The 23,158-nt window shown below is 35.9% G+C and carries 22 protein-coding genes; 16 read left to right on the top strand and 6 right to left on the bottom strand.

Annotation, left to right across the window (positions count from 1 at the left end; all coding sequences use genetic code 11):
• Both B3600_RS04215 and B3600_RS04210 read right to left on the bottom strand, forming a co-directional pair.
• Window positions 1-597 (bottom strand): TetR/AcrR family transcriptional regulator, encoded by a 597-nt coding sequence (locus tag B3600_RS04215; protein WP_286752186.1) that lies wholly within the window; start codon window positions 595-597, stop codon window positions 1-3.
• 111 nt (window positions 598-708) lie between these two features.
• Window positions 709-1,182 carry a pyridoxamine 5'-phosphate oxidase family protein gene (locus B3600_RS04210; RefSeq protein ID WP_286752185.1) on the bottom strand — a complete coding sequence of 158 codons (474 nt, stop codon included), beginning with the start codon at window positions 1,180-1,182 and terminating at the stop codon, window positions 709-711.
• Between the two features lie 432 nt (window positions 1,183-1,614).
• Between B3600_RS04210 and B3600_RS04205 the strand changes: the two genes are divergently transcribed.
• Together B3600_RS04205 and B3600_RS04200 are read left to right on the top strand one after the other, a co-directional pair.
• Window positions 1,615-2,211 (top strand): SHOCT domain-containing protein, encoded by a 597-nt coding sequence (locus B3600_RS04205; protein ID WP_286752184.1) that lies wholly within the window; start codon window positions 1,615-1,617, stop codon window positions 2,209-2,211.
• Window positions 2,212-2,267: 56 nt separating this feature from the next.
• Window positions 2,268-2,402 carry a hypothetical protein gene (locus B3600_RS04200; protein WP_286752183.1) on the top strand — a complete coding sequence of 45 codons (135 nt, stop codon included), beginning with the start codon at window positions 2,268-2,270 and terminating at the stop codon, window positions 2,400-2,402.
• Between the two features lie 230 nt (window positions 2,403-2,632).
• On the opposite strand, the gene dapB is transcribed toward B3600_RS04200, so the two are convergent.
• Entirely contained in the window at window positions 2,633-3,427 is a 795-nt protein-coding gene (gene dapB / locus B3600_RS04195; protein ID WP_286752182.1) for a 4-hydroxy-tetrahydrodipicolinate reductase, read from the bottom strand.
• A gap of 176 nt (window positions 3,428-3,603) precedes the next feature.
• On the opposite strand from dapB, the gene B3600_RS04190 reads away from it, so the two are divergent.
• The 5 genes from B3600_RS04190 to B3600_RS04170 all read left to right on the top strand — a co-directional run bounded on the left by B3600_RS04190 (window position 3,604) and on the right by B3600_RS04170 (window position 8,623).
• Window positions 3,604-4,035: an AraC family ligand binding domain-containing protein gene (locus B3600_RS04190; RefSeq protein WP_286752181.1), complete on the top strand. Its 432-nt coding sequence runs from the start codon at window positions 3,604-3,606 to the stop codon at window positions 4,033-4,035.
• Between the two features lie 341 nt (window positions 4,036-4,376).
• Window positions 4,377-6,599, top strand: coding sequence for a glycosyltransferase (locus B3600_RS04185; RefSeq protein ID WP_286752180.1), 2,223 nt, complete (start codon window positions 4,377-4,379; stop codon window positions 6,597-6,599).
• A gap of 277 nt (window positions 6,600-6,876) precedes the next feature.
• Complete coding sequence (locus tag B3600_RS04180) at window positions 6,877-6,999, top strand: hypothetical protein (RefSeq protein WP_286752179.1); 123 nt, start codon at window positions 6,877-6,879, stop codon at window positions 6,997-6,999.
• 393 nt (window positions 7,000-7,392) lie between these two features.
• Window positions 7,393-7,764: a response regulator gene (locus tag B3600_RS04175; RefSeq protein ID WP_286752178.1), complete on the top strand. Its 372-nt coding sequence runs from the start codon at window positions 7,393-7,395 to the stop codon at window positions 7,762-7,764.
• A 391-nt stretch (window positions 7,765-8,155) separates the two neighbouring features.
• The gene (locus tag B3600_RS04170) at window positions 8,156-8,623 is read left to right on the top strand and encodes a hypothetical protein (RefSeq protein WP_286752177.1); all 468 of its coding nucleotides are present in this window, start codon (window positions 8,156-8,158) and stop codon (window positions 8,621-8,623) included.
• A 699-nt stretch (window positions 8,624-9,322) separates the two neighbouring features.
• On the opposite strand, the gene B3600_RS04165 is transcribed toward B3600_RS04170, so the two are convergent.
• Window positions 9,323-9,934, bottom strand: coding sequence for a hypothetical protein (locus tag B3600_RS04165; RefSeq protein WP_286752176.1), 612 nt, complete (start codon window positions 9,932-9,934; stop codon window positions 9,323-9,325).
• 46 nt (window positions 9,935-9,980) lie between these two features.
• Window positions 9,981-10,592 carry a DUF4304 domain-containing protein gene (locus B3600_RS04160; protein ID WP_286752175.1) on the bottom strand — a complete coding sequence of 204 codons (612 nt, stop codon included), beginning with the start codon at window positions 10,590-10,592 and terminating at the stop codon, window positions 9,981-9,983.
• A 586-nt stretch (window positions 10,593-11,178) separates the two neighbouring features.
• Here B3600_RS04160 and B3600_RS04155 point away from each other — a divergent pair.
• From B3600_RS04155 to B3600_RS04145, 3 genes are all read left to right on the top strand, one after another.
• On the top strand, window positions 11,179-11,874 hold the full coding sequence (locus B3600_RS04155; RefSeq protein WP_286752174.1) for a VIT1/CCC1 transporter family protein: 696 nt from the start codon (window positions 11,179-11,181) through the stop codon (window positions 11,872-11,874).
• A gap of 236 nt (window positions 11,875-12,110) precedes the next feature.
• Entirely contained in the window at window positions 12,111-13,313 is a 1,203-nt protein-coding gene (locus tag B3600_RS04150; protein WP_286752173.1) for an FAD-dependent monooxygenase, read from the top strand.
• A gap of 78 nt (window positions 13,314-13,391) precedes the next feature.
• Window positions 13,392-13,703: a hypothetical protein gene (locus tag B3600_RS04145; protein WP_286752172.1), complete on the top strand. Its 312-nt coding sequence runs from the start codon at window positions 13,392-13,394 to the stop codon at window positions 13,701-13,703.
• A 480-nt stretch (window positions 13,704-14,183) separates the two neighbouring features.
• Here B3600_RS04145 and blaRATA read toward each other — a convergent pair whose 3' ends face one another.
• Complete coding sequence (blaRATA, locus tag B3600_RS04140) at window positions 14,184-15,101, bottom strand: RATA family class A beta-lactamase (protein WP_349676782.1); 918 nt, start codon at window positions 15,099-15,101, stop codon at window positions 14,184-14,186.
• A 752-nt stretch (window positions 15,102-15,853) separates the two neighbouring features.
• Here blaRATA and B3600_RS04135 point away from each other — a divergent pair.
• The 6 genes from B3600_RS04135 to B3600_RS04110 all read left to right on the top strand — a co-directional run bounded on the left by B3600_RS04135 (window position 15,854) and on the right by B3600_RS04110 (window position 23,145).
• Complete coding sequence (locus tag B3600_RS04135) at window positions 15,854-16,321, top strand: hypothetical protein (RefSeq protein ID WP_286752170.1); 468 nt, start codon at window positions 15,854-15,856, stop codon at window positions 16,319-16,321.
• A gap of 674 nt (window positions 16,322-16,995) precedes the next feature.
• Window positions 16,996-17,349: a YbjQ family protein gene (locus tag B3600_RS04130; RefSeq protein WP_286752169.1), complete on the top strand. Its 354-nt coding sequence runs from the start codon at window positions 16,996-16,998 to the stop codon at window positions 17,347-17,349.
• A 91-nt stretch (window positions 17,350-17,440) separates the two neighbouring features.
• Window positions 17,441-18,028: an anti-phage protein KwaA gene (gene kwaA, locus B3600_RS04125; RefSeq protein WP_286752168.1), complete on the top strand. Its 588-nt coding sequence runs from the start codon at window positions 17,441-17,443 to the stop codon at window positions 18,026-18,028.
• Window positions 18,015-18,977, top strand: a complete 963-nt coding sequence (gene kwaB / locus B3600_RS04120) for an anti-phage protein KwaB (protein WP_286752167.1) — start codon at window positions 18,015-18,017, stop codon at window positions 18,975-18,977. The genes kwaA and kwaB overlap by 14 nt, the downstream gene beginning before the upstream one ends.
• A gap of 333 nt (window positions 18,978-19,310) precedes the next feature.
• Window positions 19,311-21,311, top strand: coding sequence for an ATP-dependent nuclease (locus tag B3600_RS04115; protein ID WP_286752166.1), 2,001 nt, complete (start codon window positions 19,311-19,313; stop codon window positions 21,309-21,311).
• Window positions 21,298-23,145: a UvrD-helicase domain-containing protein gene (locus B3600_RS04110; protein WP_286752165.1), complete on the top strand. Its 1,848-nt coding sequence runs from the start codon at window positions 21,298-21,300 to the stop codon at window positions 23,143-23,145. The genes B3600_RS04115 and B3600_RS04110 overlap by 14 nt, the downstream gene beginning before the upstream one ends.
• The last annotated feature ends 13 nt before the right edge of the window (window positions 23,146-23,158 follow it).

Below are 23,158 nucleotides of genomic sequence, written 5' to 3'. Positions count from 1 at the left end.
TTATATGCTTAAATTCTTAACTAATTTCTCAAGGAACGACATTGCAATTTTAAGCTCCACCATATGGTTGTTTACCTTTGCCTGCATGAATGCTCCTTCAATCATTGATATCATGATCACTGCAATTTCAGTAGGGTCAGTATCTTCCTTTATTTCTTTTCTTGCTATGCCTCGTTTAATCTGATTTTCAATTGATGTTTTCCAAAATGCTAATGCCTTTTGTGCTCGTTCTTTTAGCTTAGGATGTGTATCATCAACCTCTGTAGCAGTATTTAAAATTGGACATCCAGCCTGTAGAAATGGGTATCTGAAATAATTTTTATAGGTTTGCGGGTAAACAAGCAGTCGTTCAATCGAGTTTTCAGTTGCCAAGATGCGGTCTTTCATATGTTGAGTAACTTTACCGAAGTTGTAATCAAAAACGTTCAAGGCTATCTCGTCTTTGTTTTCGAAGTTACCATAAATACAACCTTTTGAAAGTCCTGTGGCAATCATTAAATCATTTATGGACGTACCTGCATAACCTTTCGTATTAAAAACTGTTGCTGTTTTTTCGATAATTAATCGTTTGGTATTTTCAGATTTAGTCGTTTTCATTAAGCATAAATTCTAATACGGGACAAAATTATGAAAAAAAATAAAACGATCGGTCTTTTTTTTGAAAAAGAGCATTTTCTAAATGCACTCAGATTTCTTACAAGGTTTTTTCTAATTCGTATTGCCGATAGTCCTCCCAAGCAGTTTAAGATAATCAATCATACTGCTAGAAGCAGATTTTAAGATTTTTGAATATTCAATAACTATTATCAGTACCCTAATAGTTGGATCGGTTTTTCCCTTATCAAAGTCTTTATTATTATAGGGCGACCAATACCTTTCTATTGTGCTGATATTGCTACTGGTTTCAGCAGTACCGATAATCATTAAAAGTTCAGATCTATCTGGTATGGTGTAAATTAATTTGATTTCTTTATTTGTTTGAAGATTATGATAGTGTTTGCTATCCGAGGAAAAGATAAAGAAAAGATTTCCATATCGGTCCATTTCTTTTGTATGTACTATTTGAACATTCTGTAAGCTGTTTTTTACTGTTGAGGTGCATAAAATACCATTTCTAATTTCATTCATTAAAACCTTTAAAATAGATATGGTTGCTTCTTTATTTTGTATAACATTTTTCATCGCAATGTTCTTAAATCTATAGAAATAAACATTAGCTAGCTCTGTCGCGTTCAAGTCTAAATACTTAAAGTTTATGAATAACTACTATTTTAGGACATTAAGCTGAGGTAGTGGTTAAGGTTACATTCCTTGGCATGGGTCATACATTCAACACATTACAGCTGACCTTTGGCATGGATATTTAAACCGCTTCAAAATTATAAGCTCATAAGATGTTAAAACCACAGAAGTCTATGTGAGAATTGTAGATGGAAAAAGCAATAAGGATTATACGGTTTTCTTTGCGCCATGTTGTTGCAGATGGTTATAAGATTAAATAGAATCTATAAGCAAATCTCAGCCTTTCTTTTACTTTCTCTTTACGGGTTCCCGTATAATTTCATTTTTAACAAGCTTTAGTTTTGCTTCAAGTTATTATAAAGAACATAGACAATGGAAATATTTTTAGGATGGATTATCTTTTCGTTAGCAGTGGGTGCTATTGGTGTTAATAGAAATATAGGTTTTGCCGGAGCATTCTTTCTTTCATTATTCCTATCTCCGGTTATTGGACTCATTTTTACTCTGGTGTCTAAATCAGACGAGCAACTCAAATTTGAAACGGAATTGCTTTCACATACAAAAAAGCAAACCGATGGCATCTTAAATGCTGGTCATAAGTCATTTACAGATGAGTTATTTAAACTTAAGACATTGTTGGACTCCGGCCTGATTAGCAGAGAGGAGTTCGAGTCGGAAAAAGAGAATTTAAAACGAAATGCCCCTATTAAGAAAACGGTACTCGCCTTATATTGCTCGCAGACTCCAAGTATGTCAGGAACACTGATGGTAAGGGTGGGGGATATAGGAGGTTTCGTTACTTTACCTTGGAGTAATAATGATGCAATAGATTTCAATGTAGATACAGATGAAGTGAAGGTGGTGATTAGTCCTAAATCAGTATTCGCGAGCGAAAAGACCGTATATCTTAAAACTATCAAAGATGAAGCTGCTTATTACGATATTTTTGAAGTCTTTAGCAGGTCATAGGCTATTAGAAATATGCGGCTATGAATAAACATACTTTATAAATAAATTTCAAAATTATGGCATTAAAACCAGGACCAAAAAGAATTGCCGAATCGACAGGCAAACCAGACAGACTCCAAAAAGACAACAAAGAAACTCCAGGCAATACGCCTTCTTTACCTCCTCCAAAAAGACAACAAGGGAAGAAGTAGTATTTTTTCTTAATACACAATGCAAATAACTTTGCATTGTGTATTTAAATATTCTAAGGATCTCAAAGCCTGCTGAAATGGAGGCTCTATAAATCGTTGATGAGAGGTGTATGCATCCGCAATGGAGAATAAGAGCATTTATGTAAAACGGTTATATCGAACGGCTCAACCGAAGCTTAAGTGGTCCGCATCAGGTATGCTCACATTCCTGCTGATAATTTTAATCTGATTTAGAAATCCATTACTGTGTCCAAGCCGCGTTTGAGTCCCTTAAATGTATCTATTTTATTTAAAGCTATAAAAATGCCTTTAAGATAAGGTGCTGCGCCGCTTCCTGCTTCGTGTTTAATATTCAGTCTTTCGTCTTCCATACCAAAGACTGTTTCGACACCGAGTATATGACCCGGAAGGCGAACTGCGTGGACTTGAATGCCATTGATTGTAGCGCCCCTCGTTTCTTTATAACCAATGGTGTTTTCTATAGGCACATCCAAAACTGGTTTTTGAATCTTAGAAAGGCGATAGGCAAGTTCAGCAACTGTTCCACTTGGGGCGTCTACCTTCTTCTGGGAAGCATAGTCTATTATTTCGAAGTGATCAATATATTTTGCTGCAGTTTCCGAAAATCTTTGCAATAAAACAGCCGTTATTGAAAAATTACCAGCAGCTAACACAGATACATTTCTTTCCTCGGCAAGCGAGCCGATCTCTTCATATTCCAGATCTGAAAGCCCCGATGTACCAACAATACTATTTTTTCCATTCTTAATTGAAGCTATAATATTTTCCTTTGCAATTTTTGGGGATGTAAAATCAATCAAAATATCAAAATCCACCTTTTCAATTGCTTTTTCAATTGAATCAAATAGCGGAATTACCGCTTGATCTAAACCTAAAATGTCCGATAAATTTTCTTCGGATCTTGAAAGCCCACCGACTAATGTATAATCTGAACTAGCCACGATCGCTTTGCTCAATTCTTTACCGACCCAACCTGTGGCTCCGGCTATAAAAACTTTTTTCATACTAATTTCTATTTTATTTATTTTACTTCAAATACAACCTGTATTTCTACAGATAAATTTTTCGGTATAGATGAGTGACCAAGTGCTATCATGTTCATTTTTTCATGCCTACCGATATTGTTAAATGATAGTATAAAGTTAGCATATGTTTTTTTATTAAATTTGCCAATAACTATATGCAAAACGACAAGAATAAATGTGGCTTAATTGAACGTAAGAAGGGAGAGTTTTCAGATCCAATAAATTTAGATGCTTATGTATGGTATCAAAATAACTGGACACATGATGATTATGAACATGTACATGCTCGAGGCCAATTAAGCTTTGTTTCCCAAGGATATCAATATTTTTATATTGAAAACAGCATATACCTGGTTCCTCAGAATCATGTCATTTGGATACCTTCCAAAGTAAAACATAAATCGCGGTCGGAAGCAGAACATGTCGATTTAATGGTTATACTATACGCAAATGTGCCCGAAATCGACTTTTTCCGATCCGTACACGTATTTGCAGTGCCTACCGTATTGCGTGAGATGTTAGGTTATGCTTCTAAATGGAGCCAAAATTTTGAAGAAACAAAGAACAATATCATTTTTTGCAGGTAATATTGAATTGTTTACCTAACTTTTGTTCTGAAAAATCTCAGGAAAGGGGAGCCAGCTGTTTATTATTACCCAATGGGGACACCAGTACATCTTAAAAAGGTTGCTCGCATACCGATGGAGAAGCAGGATGATCTATTGGACGGCGAACTGATTCAGCAAAAGGTTCGAGCATATATTATCCGATTCAAATTTTAACATAACATTAATAGTTTTTCAGATATAACATTCCAGCTAGCATTTCTCTCATTTTATTTTCGTACATTTATAAACCTCCCTACGTGTAGCACCTTGTCAAAGATACAAGAAGATCGTATGCAAGGACTTCACTTAAAAAATCCAACATGATTTCAAAAACAAAAAAAGGAGTTGCGTTCCTTTCCACTTTTCCTCCACGCGCCTGCGGTATTGCAACCTATACAACAGATCTGATAAATGCTATCGCGAGTAAATTTGAAGAGTCGTACCGGCTAATTCCCATACCGATTGTAGATAATAATACATCGCAAGATGATGGCCCATTGGGGAAGCTAGATATTTTAAATCCGCTTTCATTCGATAATATCCTTCAAAATATCCTGTGTGATCTGGATATTAAATTGATTTGTGTCGAACATGAGTTTGGTCTCTTCCTTGGTCAGGAGGCTAAATTCATATCTTTTCTTTCGGATCTCAATGCAGCACAACTTGCTACTGTTGTCACTTTCCATACAGTGTTGCCAGCACCTGATCGCACTATGCTCGAACATGTATCTGCCATTGCTTATCATTGCTCGCAAATCATCGTGATGACCCAGGGATCTGCCGATATCCTTATTCATAATTACAAAATTCCAACCAGTAAAATAACTGTAATTGCGCACGGCACCCATTTAGCCCCAGCTAAGGATAAATATGCCATTCTTGAGTATTTTAACCTAGTTGGCAAGAAAGTCCTCAGTACATTTGGTTTGCTGGGGCCCAGCAAGAGTATAGAAACCACACTTTATGCACTTCCATCTATTATCGAACAAAACCCAAATGTGATATTCCTTGTTTTAGGAATGACACACCCCAACCTGCTTCGAATTGATGGAGAGTCGTATAGAAATGAGCTTGAGGCAATAGTTGATGAATTCGGTATTTCAGCTCATGTGCGTTTTATTAACGAATTTCTTTCCACGGAAGACTTATTAGCCTATCTATCTATAACCGACGTATACCTTTTTACGTCAAAAGATCCGCTACAGGCCGTTAGCGGTACGTTTTCTTATGCGCTGAGCTCCGGATGCCCCATCATCTCTACGCCAATCCCGCATGTGAAGGAGGTTTTAAAGGAAGATATGGGCACCATAATAGATTTTCAAGCTTCTGATCAGCTCGCAGCTGCTGTCAATCATATTTTGGATGATGAACTTCAATTAAGCAAGATTCATCATGTTAACCTTGAGAAGATGGTCAAGACTTCCTGGCAAAACGTTGCTATAGCTCATGTATATCTTTTTGAGCTTCTTATAGATAAAAAAGGGAAAATGATCTACTCCATTCCACCGCTGAATCTGGACCATATTTTTCGGATGTCCGATGAGCGCGGCTTTGTTCAATTTGCTGATATTTCCACGCCGGACCTTTCAAGCGGTTATGCTTTGGATGACAATGCAAGAGCGCTTATAGCCATGTTACATCACTATAGATTATACGAAACCTACGAAGACCTTGGTCTGATACAGAAATATCTGGATTTTATAGGTCATTGTATGCAAGAAGATAACACCTTTCTAAATTATGTAGATATCTACGGTAATTTCACGATACAAAACCAGCAGGAGAATCTTGAAGATGCCAACGGTCGAGCAGTCTGGGCTCTGGGCGAAGTGGTGGGCATGGCCAATCTTTTGCCGGAAAGAATAGTTAAGCTTGCAATAGAACTTATGGAACGAGCCTCCAAACATGCTTTAGTGTATTTTTCGACAAGATCGATGGCCTTCACGATTAAGGGACTGAGTTTTATGAAGGGCAAAAATTATAAAGCTATAATCCAAGTACTTGCGGATCGATTGGCAGCCATGTTTAAACATGAGAGCTCTACGGACTGGCAGTGGTATGAATCGTATATGACCTATGGCAATAGTGTTATTCCGGAGGCTATGTTAATCGCCTATGAGACAACTGGGGATTGCCGCTACAGAGATATTGCCTGTCAATCTTTTGATTTCTTGTTGAGCAAGATTATTGTTGACAATGAGGTTCATGTGATTTCCAACAAAGGATGGTCACAACGAGACCAGCCGGCAACCAAAACTAGGGGCGGGGAGCAGCCTATTGATGTTGCCTATACCATTATTGCACTAGATAGGTTTTATAAGTTTACAAGAGATGAGCAGTATAAGAGAAATATACGAATCGTATTTGAATGGTTTCTGGGAAGGAACCATATTCGGCAGATTGTTTATAATCCTATTACCGGCGGATGCTTTGACGGCCTGGAAGAACACACGATCAACATCAATCAAGGCGCAGAATCCACAATAAGCTATTTAATGGCCCGGCTTAAGATGACGGATTATATGAATGAACCTGTTCGTTAGTGTATTTAAAAAACTTGATGCCTGATTGTCAATTATTATGCGTACATTTATTACTGCGATCTGCTATTCATCTTAACCCATTCAGTAGATCCGATATGATAAATACACTTGTTTTATCTTTAAATTCTCCACGATATACCTTTCGGAAATTTTCAGTTCAACAACTAGCAGCTTGCGTACTTCAAAGAGTAAATACGATTCAGCTTAATATTATTCCTTCCGATCAATCATAGCTATTGAAAGTAAAAGGACCATCATTTTATAAAATCCATACATCATGAGTAAAGACATTAAAAAGGAAAAAAGCACCAAAGAGAAAGCACAATCTTCTTATCAAAAGGAAAAAGATGGCTCCTCTAAAGAGGTAACGGATAATGTTTTCCGTAAAAAAAAGAAATAGGCAATCGAAAAGGTAGCTTATTTTTTGCACTTGCACAAGGCAGATTATTTTGAAGCGGGTATACAGTCTGGATTATTACACCAGGCTTTTGCTCGCTTTTTTAATTTGCAAAGCTGAATGATATACCCATTGTTTTGACAACAAAATGAGTTTCATCACAAAGCGATGTTTTTATACGTCTTCGTCTGAATATACACGTGAAGTATGGGTAATGACGTTTGAAGTAGAACCAAATATATTCGATGGGCGTTCAATTTTAAAAAGCTCTTGGGGGATAAACTTACTCAATGGAAAAGCTCATTAAGAGCTAATCAACAATCAAGGAAGGTGGATCTTATGCCTAAGATCCATTTTTTAATAAGTGATGAAAAAAATATTTCTTAAAAAAATAAGATGAAAAAGACAATAGTAGTGTGCGATGATGATAAAGAAATACTAAATGCATTTTCCTTGGTGTTAGAGAATCAGTATACGATTGTTATATCTGTAGCAAACAGTTTAGTCCTGACGGAAGTGTTGGATACTATGAATGCTGATATACTCTTTTTGGACATTCATATGCATGCACGGAATGGTGACATGATACTCCGTGATCTAAAGAGTTCCGCTAAATATGATAAGCTGCCCGTGATTATGATGTCAGGTCATATCGACGGAAGAAGAATCTCTTTGGAATGTGGGGCAGAAGGTTTTTTAACAAAGCCTTTTGAACTTACTGATCTGGAAAACTATATACGAAGATTTGTTTATGAAAGTGAATCGTAATGCCCAATCGTCAAAATAGAGCTTGCCTGCACTTCTTACTCATATTAAATAGCTTATACACGAGCTCCATCGAGGTTACCTCCTTACCGCGGAACGCCGATATCGAGATTGAGTGTATAGTATAGATCTGATATACAGCTGCCTGGCAGAGCCAGTCCAGTTGGAATATCGTATCTAAATATTTCTGGATGTGAAGAGACGACCAATAGCAGCCAATGTTGTCATCGGCACCACTGTCTTTAGCGATATAGGAGGGAGCTATGTCGATTTCTTTGGCGGTGGCTCTACCAGCTATTAGAGGCTTCATCCATCCAATGGCCTATAAAAAATGAGAAACCCTAAATATCTATACTTTATAAAATATTACTAATATTATTAGTAATATTGTGAAATGAAACCACTAGAAATCTTTTGCCGAAATCGGGTAATGTACGCTCAAATTATCGTGCATGATAAAAGCATGGGCATGAAAGATTATCATCTTTACAACAAAAATGGTCTTGCTTTTTATGTTTTCAGGAAATCTCAGGGAGAGTGGGAACTGGCATTCGGTGTACTTGCCGATGACATCAAGGAAGCGTGCATTGACGCCCTTATACTTCGCTTTGATACGGATGTGCCTGAGTTGTTTTATCATCATGGAAAACGTCAGGTAGTGGAAGTTCGGGCCAAGAAATACAGCCTTTGGCATATTTATCTCAATAATGCCTATGTAGGAAGTATTCAGTATGCCCCATTCACTAAACAGTTCAATTACCACCTAGATGACAATTGCTTATTGACCGATGATCACGTGCAAAAGTATATAGCCATGATACAACGTGGGGAATTAAAGTGGATAAAGGACGATATTCGATGAAAAAGAATATAAAAGGAATAAAAAAAAACCTTGAGTCTGGGAGGATCTCAAGGCTTCCTAATTACAACCTATATTTGAAAAGTACTATTAATACAATATTGAATCCTGTTTGGTTTTTGAAAAAACATTATTTCTAGCTGTTGAGCACGGAGTACGAGCTGTCAAAAAGTTTGCTGTTACCAGATTTCTAACTATAGATGATTTAAGCACCGAAAAATATTTTACATTGACGGATCAGGTGTGGATGATCATGGAAGAACTTTTTAATAAAAGACGGTTGTCATTATCGAAGAGTAGGTTGATCTGGAATTTTCGTAAGACAGATAATAATATTTGATGAAGTGAAATAGCCTTTTGGAATGGAATTAATATTAGGAAGGAATTTTTGAACAACATTTTATAAGAAATGAACAACAATTATCTCAACTAATCTCGCGATCTTTACAGTAGATGAAAGCCCAAAGCCCGTTAACATCTAGCCCAAGCGGACATCTAGCCAAAATTGCCTCCCTTAACGGTTATGAGGGAGGCTTTTTTTTAATTTTTACCTTCTTAAAATTGTTGAATAAATCAGCTACGTTAAGCATGCCAACATTACTCCCTTGGTCAAATATGCAATTACTGGTTGGAAATTTCATATTTTCTTCAAAGGAGTTCCCTATATGATCTAATTCTTCGCTATGCAAAATACCTTACGTACTATTTCCAGTAACCGTTAAGGTATTTGTCAATCTGATTTCTGTTGCTTAAATCGATTAATTGCAAGCTATTCCAGTCCGCTAAAACCATTTCGTATTCTTCTCCTAAGCTATATAGTGCGTCTTTAATCAATTTGATTTGTTCTCGTGAAATTTCCGTTCGAGAAGCTGTCGCGTTGATCGAAAGCCAAATATGTTTTACAAATTCTTCTTCCGTATCAAAAAATATAGTGAAGTTTGAGAAACCAAAAGCTTTAGTGGATGTTGTTTCGCAGTTGGCTATTTTATAGCCGACATAGTTAATGCTTTCTGCTTTTTCAAATTTATAATTTGTTAATAGTTGACTCAGCGGCTCTGTTAGGATTTCTTTTGAAAAAGTCGTTATAGACATCTGGCCGACTTCGAATATTTCAGTAAAACCCAGACCCTCTCTCGATTGATCCGCGAGAATTTTTACTTCTGTAATCCTCTTCTCTATAGACTCTCTATTTTCGGCGGGGACAATTTCAATTTGACAATAATCGTCGTCCCAAGAAAGGGGCAAGTATGCATTCCTCTTAGTTTTTGATGCAATCTTTCGTTTAAATATTCTGAAAAAGTCTAATATCTTCATCCTGTCTTAATCGCTGTATAAAATGCCAATTAAAAAATCTATTTTATTAAATTAAACCGTGCTTTTCTGCATATTCTTTGAGCCTCGCTAGTTGATGTCGATTATAATTTTCATTTGATATTTTCCTGTATTCGACTCTGGCTTTATCCAGGAGCTTTATCTCTGCGAAAAACGTCATTTTAGCGGCGGTGTGCAGTAAGGTTTCAGAAGCTTCCAGTTCGTTGATAAGCTTTTGTACTGTGTTTAACTTTTCAAAGAACGGTAAAATAAAGCCTGAAATATTATATTTCATTTCAGCAACTAGTTCGTCAGCATCTGTCGTCGTTGTTACAGTATACCAAGTATCGTCTAGACCTCTCATACAACCAATTCTTTTTCTTATTAAACACTCAGGTTTGGTGGGATATGCCGGTACATCTTTGTTATGATAGTTAAAGCACGCTAGCCAATACTCGGTTGAAAATATTCCAACGTTTACGGTGAAACGGATATCGTCTTTGGTGCTATATCTACTTTTTTGAATATTAATGATGTGACCAATTTTCTCAAGCGGCAGATAAAAGTTTTTGGCCTTCTTTTTAAAACCAAGCGGTTTTAAGATTTCAATAAAGCTTTCTTTTATGATTCTGTCAAATTTTTCTTGGGTTTCTGTTCTCATAAATCAATGTGTTACCATTATAATTATTCAATTTTTGAAAAGCGGAAGGCCTCAAAAATGGTAAGTCTTCAAACCCACCTTAGCATCCTCCGTAATTTACATATCTATTATGTTATTAAAGTAATATAAGTGTTTCAAGTCACAAACTGGTTTTGGATTATCGGATACGGTTTGGACGATTTCTATGTTTACAGTAGCGTTATTAATCCATTTGTTTATGATTTGGAGACGCAATATGCCAACATTCGGCCTGGTAGCAGTTTGGGCTTTAATGGCTATTGCAGTCGCAAATACAAAAAACAATAACCTTGTTTTCTTATCCGCTATTATCGCGGCTGTTATTATCTTTCTAAACGTGGTTACATATTATATTCGATTTAGAAAGGAGAAGGTTGCTTACTCTTGATCTTTTTACTGAAATTTAGCGACGTTTTCTAAAATTTTGCTTGTTCATATTGTGACAACAGTTATAAAACATTACAATGGAAGCTACACTATGACGATCTTTTGTATTGACTGGAAATTACTTTACCACAAAAGCATATAATTTAGTACATTTAATTATCTTTTACTCATACATATAGTTATGCACCTTCCATTAGAAAAGCATTATGTTAATCGTGTGGGTTGGCTTCGTGCTGCGGTATTAGGCGCCAATGATGGACTGTTATCGACTACAAGTATTGTTATTGGAGTTGCGGCCGCTAATCCTGATCGGAATACCATTGTATTGGCTGCGTTGGCAGGTTTGATTGCAGGAGCAATGTCTATGGCTGCGGGGGAATACGTTTCGGTAAGCTCGCAGGAAGATACTGAAAAAGCAGATCTATTGCGTGAGCAAAAAGAGCTCGAAGAAATGCCAGAGCTAGAGTTGCAGGAGTTGGCGAAGGTCTATGAGAAGAGAGGAGTAAGTCCGGAGACAGCACAGCAAGTTGCGCGAGAACTCACCGCGCACGATGCATTAGGGGCTCATGCTCATGATGAATTGGGGATAAATGAAATAACGCAAGCCAAGCCTCTGTTGGCGGCAATAGCATCATTTGGCTCTTTTGCTCTCGGAGCCGTGCTTCCATTTATGGTATCATTATTTGCACCAATTGAGCTGATGGTCTATTTACAATATGGTTTTACGATTATTTTTTTAATGATTCTTGGGGCAATTTCTGCAAAAACAGGGGGCTCAAATATAGGCGTTGCTGTGGGCAGGATCTGTTTTTGGGGTACCATAGCAATGGGTGTGACTGCATTAATAGGTCATCTTTTTGGAGTAAATATCGCTTAGTTCATTAGCTATAAATTCTTTCAGTACTTGTTGCAGTTTCGATTACAGCATTTTTTGTGTTCAGTCTTTCATATGCCGGTATAAAGTACCGAGACTTTATAGTGTGTTTTTACACAAAAAAAGCTTTACTTGCTTTTTCGGATTTTTATAGAACCCGTGTGAAAAATTTGCGTGTATTTTTGAACTACTTTGATCTTTAGATTGTTTGTCTAATCAAAAAATTGAAAATTATAATTATGAAAGACAAAAAAATATTAGTTTCGGGTGCTAGCATCGCCGGTCCTACATTGGCTTACTGGCTGGATAGGTACGGCTTCGAGGTTACCGTGATAGAGCGTGCAGCAGCCTTGAGACTGGGTGGACAGAATATAGACGTGAAAGGACCAGCAAAAGAAATTGCGCTTAAGATGGGTATTTTAGAAGAGATCCGCGCACATAATACCACCGAGATTGGGCTACGTTTCGTTAATTCCGACAATCATACAATAGCAGAATTTCCATCTGATAGTTCAATGAGCATGACTCAGGAACTTGAGATCCTACGTGGCGATCTGGTTAAGATACTGTACGATCTCACCGCGAAGCGTGTAGAATATATTTTTGGTGATCACATCATTGATTTGATAGAAAGTGAAAATGAGGTCAAGGTGGATTTTGCAAGTGGAAAGAAGGGTATCTTTGATATTGTGGTTATAGCTGAAGGTATCGGTTCTGCAACGCGTGATCTTGCCTTTGGCGGTCGTCCTCGTTTTAACTATTTAGGTTTATATACCGCTTATCTTACAATCCTTCGAAATAATACCGACAGTCGGTGGGCACGTTGGTATAATGCGCCAAAGGGCATTGTATTTATGTTGAGGCCTGATAATTATGGAAAGACAAGGGCTTCGGTAACTTTTCTGGCAAAAGAGAACGCGTATAAAGACCTAAGTGAAGCAGATCAGAAAAGAGCGCTTATTGATCGTATACAAGGTGCAGGCTGGGAATCTGAACGATTAGTTAATGAGATAAAAGAGAGTGAAGATCTTTATTTTGAGAGGGTCAGCCAAGTCAAGACTGATAAATGGACTAAGGGAAGGGTTGTCATTACAGGTGATGCCGCTTGGTGTGCTACACCAATTGCAGGAAAAGGTACAGACCTTGCCGTGGCAGGAGCCTATATCCTTGCTGGAGAGCTTTATAGAGCAGGTAATTATGAAGAGGCTTTCCGTAACTACGAAAAAATAATGAAACCCTATGTTCAAGAGTGTCAAAAGCTGCCTCCGGGTATTCCTCGTATAGTATATCCGGAGTCGAGAGTCGGAGTTGCACTCCTAAATCAATTGATAGCCATTGTTGGAAGCAAACCTGTAAAATGGTTGATGCGCGTTTTTTCAGGAGATAAAAAAGACAATAAGAAGAATAGAGAGAAAGAAATTATACTACCAGATTACGAATAGGTAACACTTAGTCGCGAAACAAAAAAAGAGTTTTTGTTAGTTTCTATTGTCACTAAAATATATGATCGGAATAAAAATATGATTCAAGAAAAAACTGACAATTTTGATGGCAATATATCAGGGGTTGTTGATATCAGATATGACAATTCAAATAAACCAATCGAGCTAAATTCTTCTTATTTTAAAGAAACAAAAAATTATAAATACAATTCACATGGCGATATAGAAGAAGAAAAATGCAGATCTGAAGAAAGCCCTACCATACAATCATCAACCTTTTCATATATTTATGAAAATTGGGTTGAACAAAAGCAGATTATTAAAAGAAATCCTAAAGACGAATTTGAAGGTGGAATTTTAATAAAAAGGAAGATCGAATATTATGAATAAAACGACCACTAAAAAGTGGTATTTGGTTTTTTTAATGGTTCGATGATTACTTTGTTTTTACAATAATTGATCAACATTGGGGTGGAAGGATACGAAATTCTATCGATTTGAGACAAGTTTTTATTATTAATCAGCAAATTGACGGAGTTAAAGTTTCAAAATGTCAAACGCGGTTTATAATGAGAAGAGGTTATAGAATTGTGTACCGGTCGGGACTGTCCCACTAAGTGTATAAATAAAAACTACGGAGTTCAGTTATGTTACTTATAACTGGACTTTTTTTTCAAATAAATATAATTCAATTAAAAGCCCGTGGGGAGAGTAATCGCTCCGTCGCCAGGTTGTGGGGTATCAACCGGAAGACACCCAACTGTCAGATTAAGTCTTGACTACTTCACTTTATTTTAGATGATTGCTCCACCAATCGATGAATGGCCCGAGCCGATTAAATTGGTTGACACAGTTTGTGTTACAGTCTCCTTACACTCCCTTTTCAGTTGTATAAAAGTCATAAGTTGCTTTTGCAATGTCTGCGATAATTTTTTCATTGGTATCAAAATCTTCTTTTGATTCGCTTACAAATACACTCAGGATAAAGTATCCTCCATTAGGTAAAAAAACGATACCGATATTGTTAACTGCGGCAGTAATTCCCGTTTCCTTGTTTGTCCCTGACCAACCTGTCTTGTGAGCAACAATTGTTCCCTCTGGCAATTGTCCTCTAATACGGTTTTTACCAGTTGTTGTCTCTTTATTTGTTTTCCAAAAAAAATCATAACTGCTTTTTGAAAGCAAATGGCTTTTATTCTCATAAAATAATTTAAGAGTTTGGCTCGCAGCTTTTGGTGTCGTCCAATTCTGAAACATATTTTCCCACTTAGCTTGCATCTGTTCTTCGTTAAAAGTGATTTGTATATCATTTACGCCACTTTTCTTAATGTATTCTTCAACCGTTTTAGGTGTTCCGATTAGACGTATTAATACATCACAAGCAGTATTGTCGCTATGAGAGACAGAATATTGAATTAGTCTTTCAATAGTAAAAGTTCCACCGCTAGGATTTTCATCTCTAAGAGGGCTCCAAAAATCTTCCGGTAAAAGTTCATCTTTGCTAATGTCAATTTTTTGCCCTAAGGAAAGATTTCCTTTGTCAATTTCCGATAATACAGCTAATGCTATGTGGAACTTAAATACGCTTTGCATGGGAAATCGTTTGTCTCCGTTCAACGAAAGTGTGTCTTTTCCGTTGTTACTAATTATTGAAACTCCAACTACTGCGTTTTTGTCGGACAATATTTGCTCAATTTTATTTCGTAGTAATTCAGTCTTGTCGGACGGAGTTTTACAATTTGTAACGAATAATACAAGTAAAACTGTCAATTGAAGGAGTTTATTCATTTTTTTCTTTTGTTTATGTTCTTTCTTTAAAATTGCAGATAATGATTTCGGGCTTTGCGTCCGGGCAGGTTTCGGAGTACCAAGCTTCAATCTGGCATGTCAGCATGCCTGACGCAAAACCCGTGTTAGCACCATTATTTATTTGTCTTTGCAGGTTTTCAAATGTTTAGTGTATTCATCCATAAATCTGTCTCGCTGTTCTTTATAGTCGTAAACGTTCTCAAAATTTCTGTATTCAGGTTTCATATTATTGAAGTAGAAATAAACTGTCAAGCAGTTTCCTGGAAACATAACATTGTCCGATTTCATTTTTGATTGTAAAGCTTAATAGTAATGTCGTTACAAGAACTGTGATAGTAATGTCAATTTTGATTTCATATTTCGTCTGTTGTTGAACATGTCTGTGTTGTAAAAGTAGAAAGCCTGTGTTTTTCTCTGAAAATGTTTTAAGGTTAGTAAGTGACTGGTAGCTGCCAAAGAGCAGCTTTAAATATTTCGTCAAAGCTTGTTTTTAAGTTCTCTGGTGTCATTTATAGCCTGTGTCATTATCTTTGCCATTAACAACTGTTTTGGTGAAACTAATATACTAAAAGTTTAGCCAATTCTTTCCGAAAGCTCGCCTGTAGAAAATAACGTCGAGCAATTCTTTAATTTATGATAGGATTAATCCATCCAATTACATATAAAAAATAAGAAACCTTATAAATCTATACCGCATACAATATTACTAATATTATTAGTAATATTGTAAAATGAAACCGCTAGAAATCTTTTGCCGAAATCGGGTAATGTACGCTCAAATTACCGTGCATGATAAAAGCATGGGCATGAAAGATTATCATCTTTACAACAAAAATGGTCTTGCTTTTTATGTTTTCAGGAAATCTCAGGGAGTGTGGCAATTGGCATTCGGTGTACTCGCCGATGACATCAAGGAAGCGTGCATTGACGCTCTTATACTTCGCTTTGATACGGATGTGCCAGAGTTGGTTTATCATCATGGAAAACGCCATGTAGTGGAAGTTCGGCCCAAGAAATACAGCCTTTGGCATATTTATCTCAATAATGCTTATGTAGGGAGTATTCAATATGACACCTTCACTAAGCAGTTCAATTACCACCTTGAAGACAATTGCTTATTGACCGATGATCAGGTGCAAAAATATATAGCCCTGATACAACGTGGGGAATTAAAGTGGATAAAGGACGATATTCGATGAAAAAGGATATAAAAGGAATAAAAAAACCTTGAGTCTGGGAGGGGTGAATCCTGTTTGGTTTTTGAAAAAACATTATTTCTAGCTGTTGAGCACGGAGTACGAGCTGTCAATAAGTTTTCTGTTACCGGATTTCTAACTATAGATGATCTAAGTACCAAAAAAAATTTTACATTGACGGATCAGGTGTGGATGGTCATGGAAGACTTTTGATAAACGATGGCAATTATTATCGAAGAGTGGGTTGATCTGGAGTGTAGGTGAAACTGATCATATATTTGATGAGGTGAAATAGCCTTTTGGAATTAAATTAGTATTAGATAGGAATTTTTGAACAACATTTTATAAGAAATGAACAACAATTATCTCAACTAATCTCACGATCTTTACAGTAGATGAAAGCCCAAAGCCGGTTAACATCTAGCCCAAGCGGACATCTAGCCAAAATTGCCTCCCTTAACGGTTATAAGGGAGGCTTTTTTTTATTTTATTGTCTTCTTAAAACAGTTGAATAAATCAGCTACGGTATCCCGTAACCAATCCTACTTTCAAACCCATAGCTTAGCCTTACAGTTTGTAATAATCTTGAAAGTTAATATCTGTAAACATATTAATTCAGAATAAATAATGTATATTAGGCTTGGGTTTAACCTTGCCCGATTGAAAAGTATAATGCCATGATAGTAACCACGACCAATTCCATCGAAGGGAGGGAGATTTCACGATATAATGATCCAATAGCTGCCAATGTAGTCATCGGCACCACTATCTTTAGCGATATAGGAGCGAGCTATATAGATTTCTTTGGAGGTCGCTCTACCAGCTATGAGAAGAAGATGCAGGAAATGTACAAGCGTGTTACCGAAACGCTCAAGCAACGTGCTCAGGCAATTCGTGCTGATGCTATTATAGGGCTTAGTGTAGATATCGACGAAATCTCAGGAAGAGAGAGTCAGATGTTTATCATTCATTCTTTGGGAGTAAGGAAAGCTAAAAATCCAGTTTTCAATGAAATATCTAAAAAATGTTGAAAAGGGTAAGAGGGATCATGGATTTATTAAGGAATGGTTAGTAAGAGAGTTCGAATAATAAATTAATTAAATTCTCAATCGTAATAATTTTATGAAAAGAAAAATTGGGCTATATATATTATCTCTATGGTTGATGTTTGCGTTAATCATAATTATCACAATTAAGATTCCGATCTACTTCGGTGATGATTGGGAATACATAGGAACAAAGCAACTTGTTAGTTTGAATTTAATTCCAATTATTTGCATAGTTGCAATTATAGCAGGCTTTTTTGCTTACTATGATTTTTCATATAGGCTAAAAGGAACAGCCGAATTGGCGTTTCAAATTACTGAAATTGAAAACATCGATTATGAACATTTAACGTTTCTTACTACATATATTGTCCCATTGGTTTGCTTTAATTTTGATAACGAACGTTATCAAATAGTTCTTCTAATTTTATTGGTTATCATAGGGATAATTTATATTAGAACTGACTTGTTTTATGCAAACCCAACTCTAGCTGTTTTAAAATTTCGAATTTATAAGGTATCAGGTACGTTCGTAAGGGACGGACTTCGGAACAATATTATAATTATTACGCGTGAAAAGCTTACTAATAAAGACAAGGTCAAATACCTTAAGTTAGATAATAGAATATATTATGTAAAAAAAATAATCAATGAACAAAAATGAATTAAATCAAAATTTAGCGTTCCTCTATGAGCCTAATGCTAACATTCAAGTAATTATATATGCTATTCTTAAAAATGAAGGTGAACCACGAAAGCTTGATATCGATGACGAAGATTTACCACCAATTCGTAACATGTTTTTAGAAAGCATACAGAGCAATATAATTTCAAAGGATGACTATGAGATTCTGCTACTTTCAACTGCCGATGAGCGTGGAAAGTGCTTTTATGAATACGACTTAGAACTACCAAACGAACTAAGGCAATTAGTACAAGTTATTGGCAATGATAATATACCGAACTTCAGATTCCGTGATGTTACAATTGAACAAATTGACACTCTAATAATTGTTTTGGGTAATGATGAACATCAGGTGAGTTTATTCAAAAAATTATCACCTGTCGAGGTCATAGGTAGGGGAAGCTATTTGCTAAAAAAAGCCGCTGAGAGATTTGAAAGATTTAATGATAATCTCTTAAGAATTAGCCCAGGTTTTCAAGCCGTATCTATTGATGAAACGATTGTTATATTAAAGTTGTCTACAATTGAAAGAAGCTTTGGAATAGTAGAGGTTATCCAGCGGGAAGCTTTATTAGGATTAGAAGCAATTAGGGGGATTGAAATTCTGTCAAATATTGAAGCATTGGAAGAATTAGTTGAAGACATAGGATTTGCTCGGAAGCTAACAAAAATAGCACGGAACTCTCCAGTTATCACCAGAAACATACCAAAGGAACAAATTATAGCTTTTGCCTCGAATCACCCCGCGCTTCGTGGCCGAATAAAATTTAATGCCGAAAGCACACAAATAAACTTGGATACGCGTGTATCAAAAAATCTTTTTGTAAAATTATTAAATGATGACTATTTGACATCTGAACTTACCCATTTATTTTATGAAAGTCTAGCTAAGGATGGTGTAATTGTCCAAGAAGATCAAGGAAACTAAGGCTAGGAATATGGAATCGCTATAATAAAGTAAATTAAGGCACAAGCTAAGTCAAAAGGATTGATATCATAGAAAGGATTGACGATCATCCAACTGCCTAATGTCATACGAACATTAGAAATTATCAAGCTTTTTATGATTTCAATTGCTCAAAGCACTCGACATAAATCGACGCAAGTGTATTCAATGTTGACGTTTGAAATAGTAAGAAAATTTTTAAAATGAACACTCGCCGTAATACTTTATATGTGATAAAATACTATAGAATTAATGTGGTAAAACATTGGTGGTAACTTGATAAATATCTATTAATTGAATCTGAAATCAAGCTTTATGAATATATCAAAACTTATAATTAAAGGTTTTAGATCCTACGACCCAATTGGCGTAGACCTAAATATTAGTGAGAGCCTTGCCGCTTTTATCGGTATAAACAGCTCCGGAAAAAGCTCCGCGATTGATGCTCTAAGAAAGCTATTTGGTAACTCACCTTACGAAAAAGAACTTGTAAGAGAAGATTTTCATATCAGTCCGGATGAAGAAGCGATGGACTCCAAGATATTGTGTATTGAAGTAAGCTTGAATTTTGAAGAAGATGAAGAGGATGCTATAGCCCACTACTTCTCTCATATGGTAATTGATTTCGAAGGAGGAAAACCTTACATCCGAATAAGACTAGAAGGAAATTGGACAAAATCGGATGTTTTGGAAAGTGGTGTCATTGAAAGTAAGCTTTATTTCATCAAAGTAGCATACGGAGAGGATGAGGATGAGGAAAGCAAAGTCAACTGCCCAAATCATCTTAAGAGCCTTATTCAGATTATATATGTACCCGCTATCAGAAATCCTAGTGAACAACTCAGATATTCTGCTGGATCAATTTTTCACAGAGTTCTCAGGAAAATTCAATGGAGTGAGGATTTTAAAGATACGTTCGCGGATAAAATTGAGGAGATAAACACAATGTTCGAGGGTATAAATGAGTTTAAAACGATTTCAAAAAGTATAAACACATTTTGGAAAAAATTTCATAATGACAAGAGATATGAGGAAGCCGAGTTAGGTTTTACCAGTTCTGACTATGAGGCTACCTTAAAGAAACTGGAAGTGTCATTTGACCCTTCAGGCCTTCACAGGCCTTACAAGGTTGGTGATTTAGGAGAAGGATATAGATCAATATTTTATATCACTTTGGTTTGTGCACTTCTTGATGTTGAAGAAGAGATCAGAAAAAAATCTGACGAAACAGTTACAACCGGGCCACTTTTGACAATTCTAGCATTAGAAGAGCCAGAAAATCATATCGCCCCCCAATTATTAGGACGTGTAGTTAATAATCTCTATAAAATATCTGAAAAGCAGCAATCCCAAGTAATAATTTCCTCACATACACCTTCCATTATCAAGAGGGTTAAGCCTGAAGCAATTTATCATTTTCGAGTACATCCAAGCCTGTATAAAACCATAGTCAGTAGAGTTAAATTACCGAAGAAATCTGATGAAGCTTACAAGTACGTTAAAGAAGCTGTGCACAATTATCCTGAAATATACTTTGCTAAATTGGTAGTAATCGGTGAAGGTGATAGCGAAGAGATTTTATTTAATAAGTTGTCATCAGCTTTTAATACAAATTTTGACGACAATGTTATTACTTTTGCGCCTTTGGGGCACCGTTTTGTTAATCATATATGGCGATTGTTAAAACAGCTAGATATTCCTTACATAACATTGCTGGATCTGGATATAGGACGAGAAGGTGGTGGATGGGGTAGAATTAAATATGCAATTGATCAACTTATTGTACTAGGTGAAGATAAAAATACTCTTTTAGAAACAGACGGAGGTATTTTATCTGATGAGGATTTCCTTGGTATGTTGGAATGGTCTTTAAAATCAGAAGAAGACTACAAAAACATAAGAAACTGGTGTAAATTTCTTACTAAATACAACTTGTACTATTCCAAACCCTTAGATTTGGACTTGCTGTTATTTAATTATTTTAAACAAAGCTATCTCGGTACTATACCTACTAATGGTGGACCACGAATTCCAGATAAGGAAACTGATACGGAAAACTTCAACTTAAAGGTTTCTACCGCTGTGAAAGCAACATTAAAATCTGAGAAAGCAATTGGAGAATTTTATTCAGAGTCACAGAAAGAACAAATGATTTATTACAATTATCTTTTTCTAGGTCGTGGCAAACCTTCTACACACATTCAAGCACTTGCATCGCTTGATAATGAAGAAATACTGGATAATATGCCACCACTTTTTAAATCTATATTTAATAAAATTTTAAAAATACTTGAATTGCCACATGAAGATAATTAATCCAGCTCATTGGCAGCCGTCTGACGGTTTAATTCTCGAAGAAAACGCTCTTCGAGTTGTGAAATCTAATTTCCACTCTTTAGTTATTGCTGGCCCGGGGGCAGGTAAAACTGAACTTCTTGCACAAAGAGCGAGTTATCTTCTACAGACCAATTTGTGCATATCACCAAGGAGAATTTTAGCAATCAGTTTTAAGGCAGATGCTGCCGCTAACTTGAAAGAAAGGGTACTACTAAGATGTGGGCCGGAATTATCTAAGAGGTTTGATTCACTCACCTTCGACGCTTTTGCAAAAAGTCTTTTTGATAGGTTTAAGAATTCTCTTCCACGTAAATTCCAAACGAAGAACAATTATAATGTAGCGCTTACAGACTCACCTGTTCTTGATCAATTTAAGTATAGAAACTTGAATCTTTTTAATTCGAACACCAAAGATAAGATTTTGAGGTTTTTCTATAACCCTGGGCTTCCATATCCTATTAATAACAAAAATGAGGAGCTTAAAGATTCAATTTGGATGAATCTTCTCTCCGCTGAAAAACCAATGTTATCATTCAAGATGATAATGAGGCTTGCCGAATTAATCATATTAGCAAATCCTATTTTAAAGAAATATCTTCAACAAACTTACCAGTATATATTTCTTGATGAGTTTCAAGATACTACAACTATTCAATATGAATTTCTTAGGTGTTGCTTTTTTCAGTGCGATTCTATTATAACAGCTGTCGGTGACGATAAGCAGAGAATAATGATTTGGGCGGGTGCAAAAGAGACAGCTTTTGAAGATTTAACAAAAGATATTGGAGCTGCCAAAGTGCCACTTTTTATGAACTTCCGATCTGCGCCTAGATTGGTCGAATTGCAGAATTATCTTGTTAATAATCTGATGAAGAAAGTTGAAGTTGCTACCCCCTCTGAAAAATGGAACATAGAAGATGGTATTTGTGATATTTGGATATTTGAGAACCAAAGAAAGGAAATGGAACTTTTGCTTAACTCTGTCAAAGATTCACTTGCAAATGGAATTTACCCTAGAGATATTTGTATTTTAGTAAAACAACAATTGAAAGTCTACGTAGGTGATTTAATTGATTACTTTAATTCTAGAGGTATAAAAGCTAGAGATGAAACTGAATTACAAAACTTGCTTGCAGAGCCATTGGTATTGTACTTAATTAATATGTTGTATTGCTCATTCAAAAAGAAGGCTTCGAATGAGCGAAATTTCGTTTTTGACTTGCTGAGAAATTATCAAGGCGTAGAAGGTGAAATAGAGTTGTTAAAATTGGAAAGTAAGTTAAGTTCTTTTCAGATTTCAATTAACAATCATTTCGATAATGGTCAGTTTCAGGATACATTTATAGATGACACTATACAGAAGATAATTGACTTTTTAGGCCTCGACATAATCAAATCCGAATTTCCATCGTATAAAGAGGACGAATACTTACAATATGTGATTAAAAATTTCTCTGATAACCTGTATTTCGAATGGCAGAGATCTTCCAATATAGTTGATGCATTAGACAATCTCTTAGGAAAAGATACAATTCCAGTTATGACAGTCCACAAGAGCAAAGGTCTAGAATATAATACGGTGATATTTGTCGGTTTAGAAGATAACGCATTTTGGAGCTACCAAGACCAACCAGATGAAGACCGTTGTACTTTTTTTGTGGCTCTCTCAAGAGCAAAAAACAGAGTTATTTTTACATTTAGCAAGACTAGGACTGACAAATTTAACAGAGTACAACCTCAGAATATGAAAAACATTAGTGATATTCTTAACGGACTAGTAAATTCGAATTTGGCAACTGTTACGCAATTTTAGACACTAAAACATG

The sequence above is a fragment of the Sphingobacterium sp. UBA2480 genome, assembly GCF_002341965.1.
Lineage (GTDB): Bacteria > Bacteroidota > Bacteroidia > Sphingobacteriales > Sphingobacteriaceae > Sphingobacterium > Sphingobacterium multivorum.
This window is presented reverse-complemented; position numbering and strand designations above follow the sequence as displayed.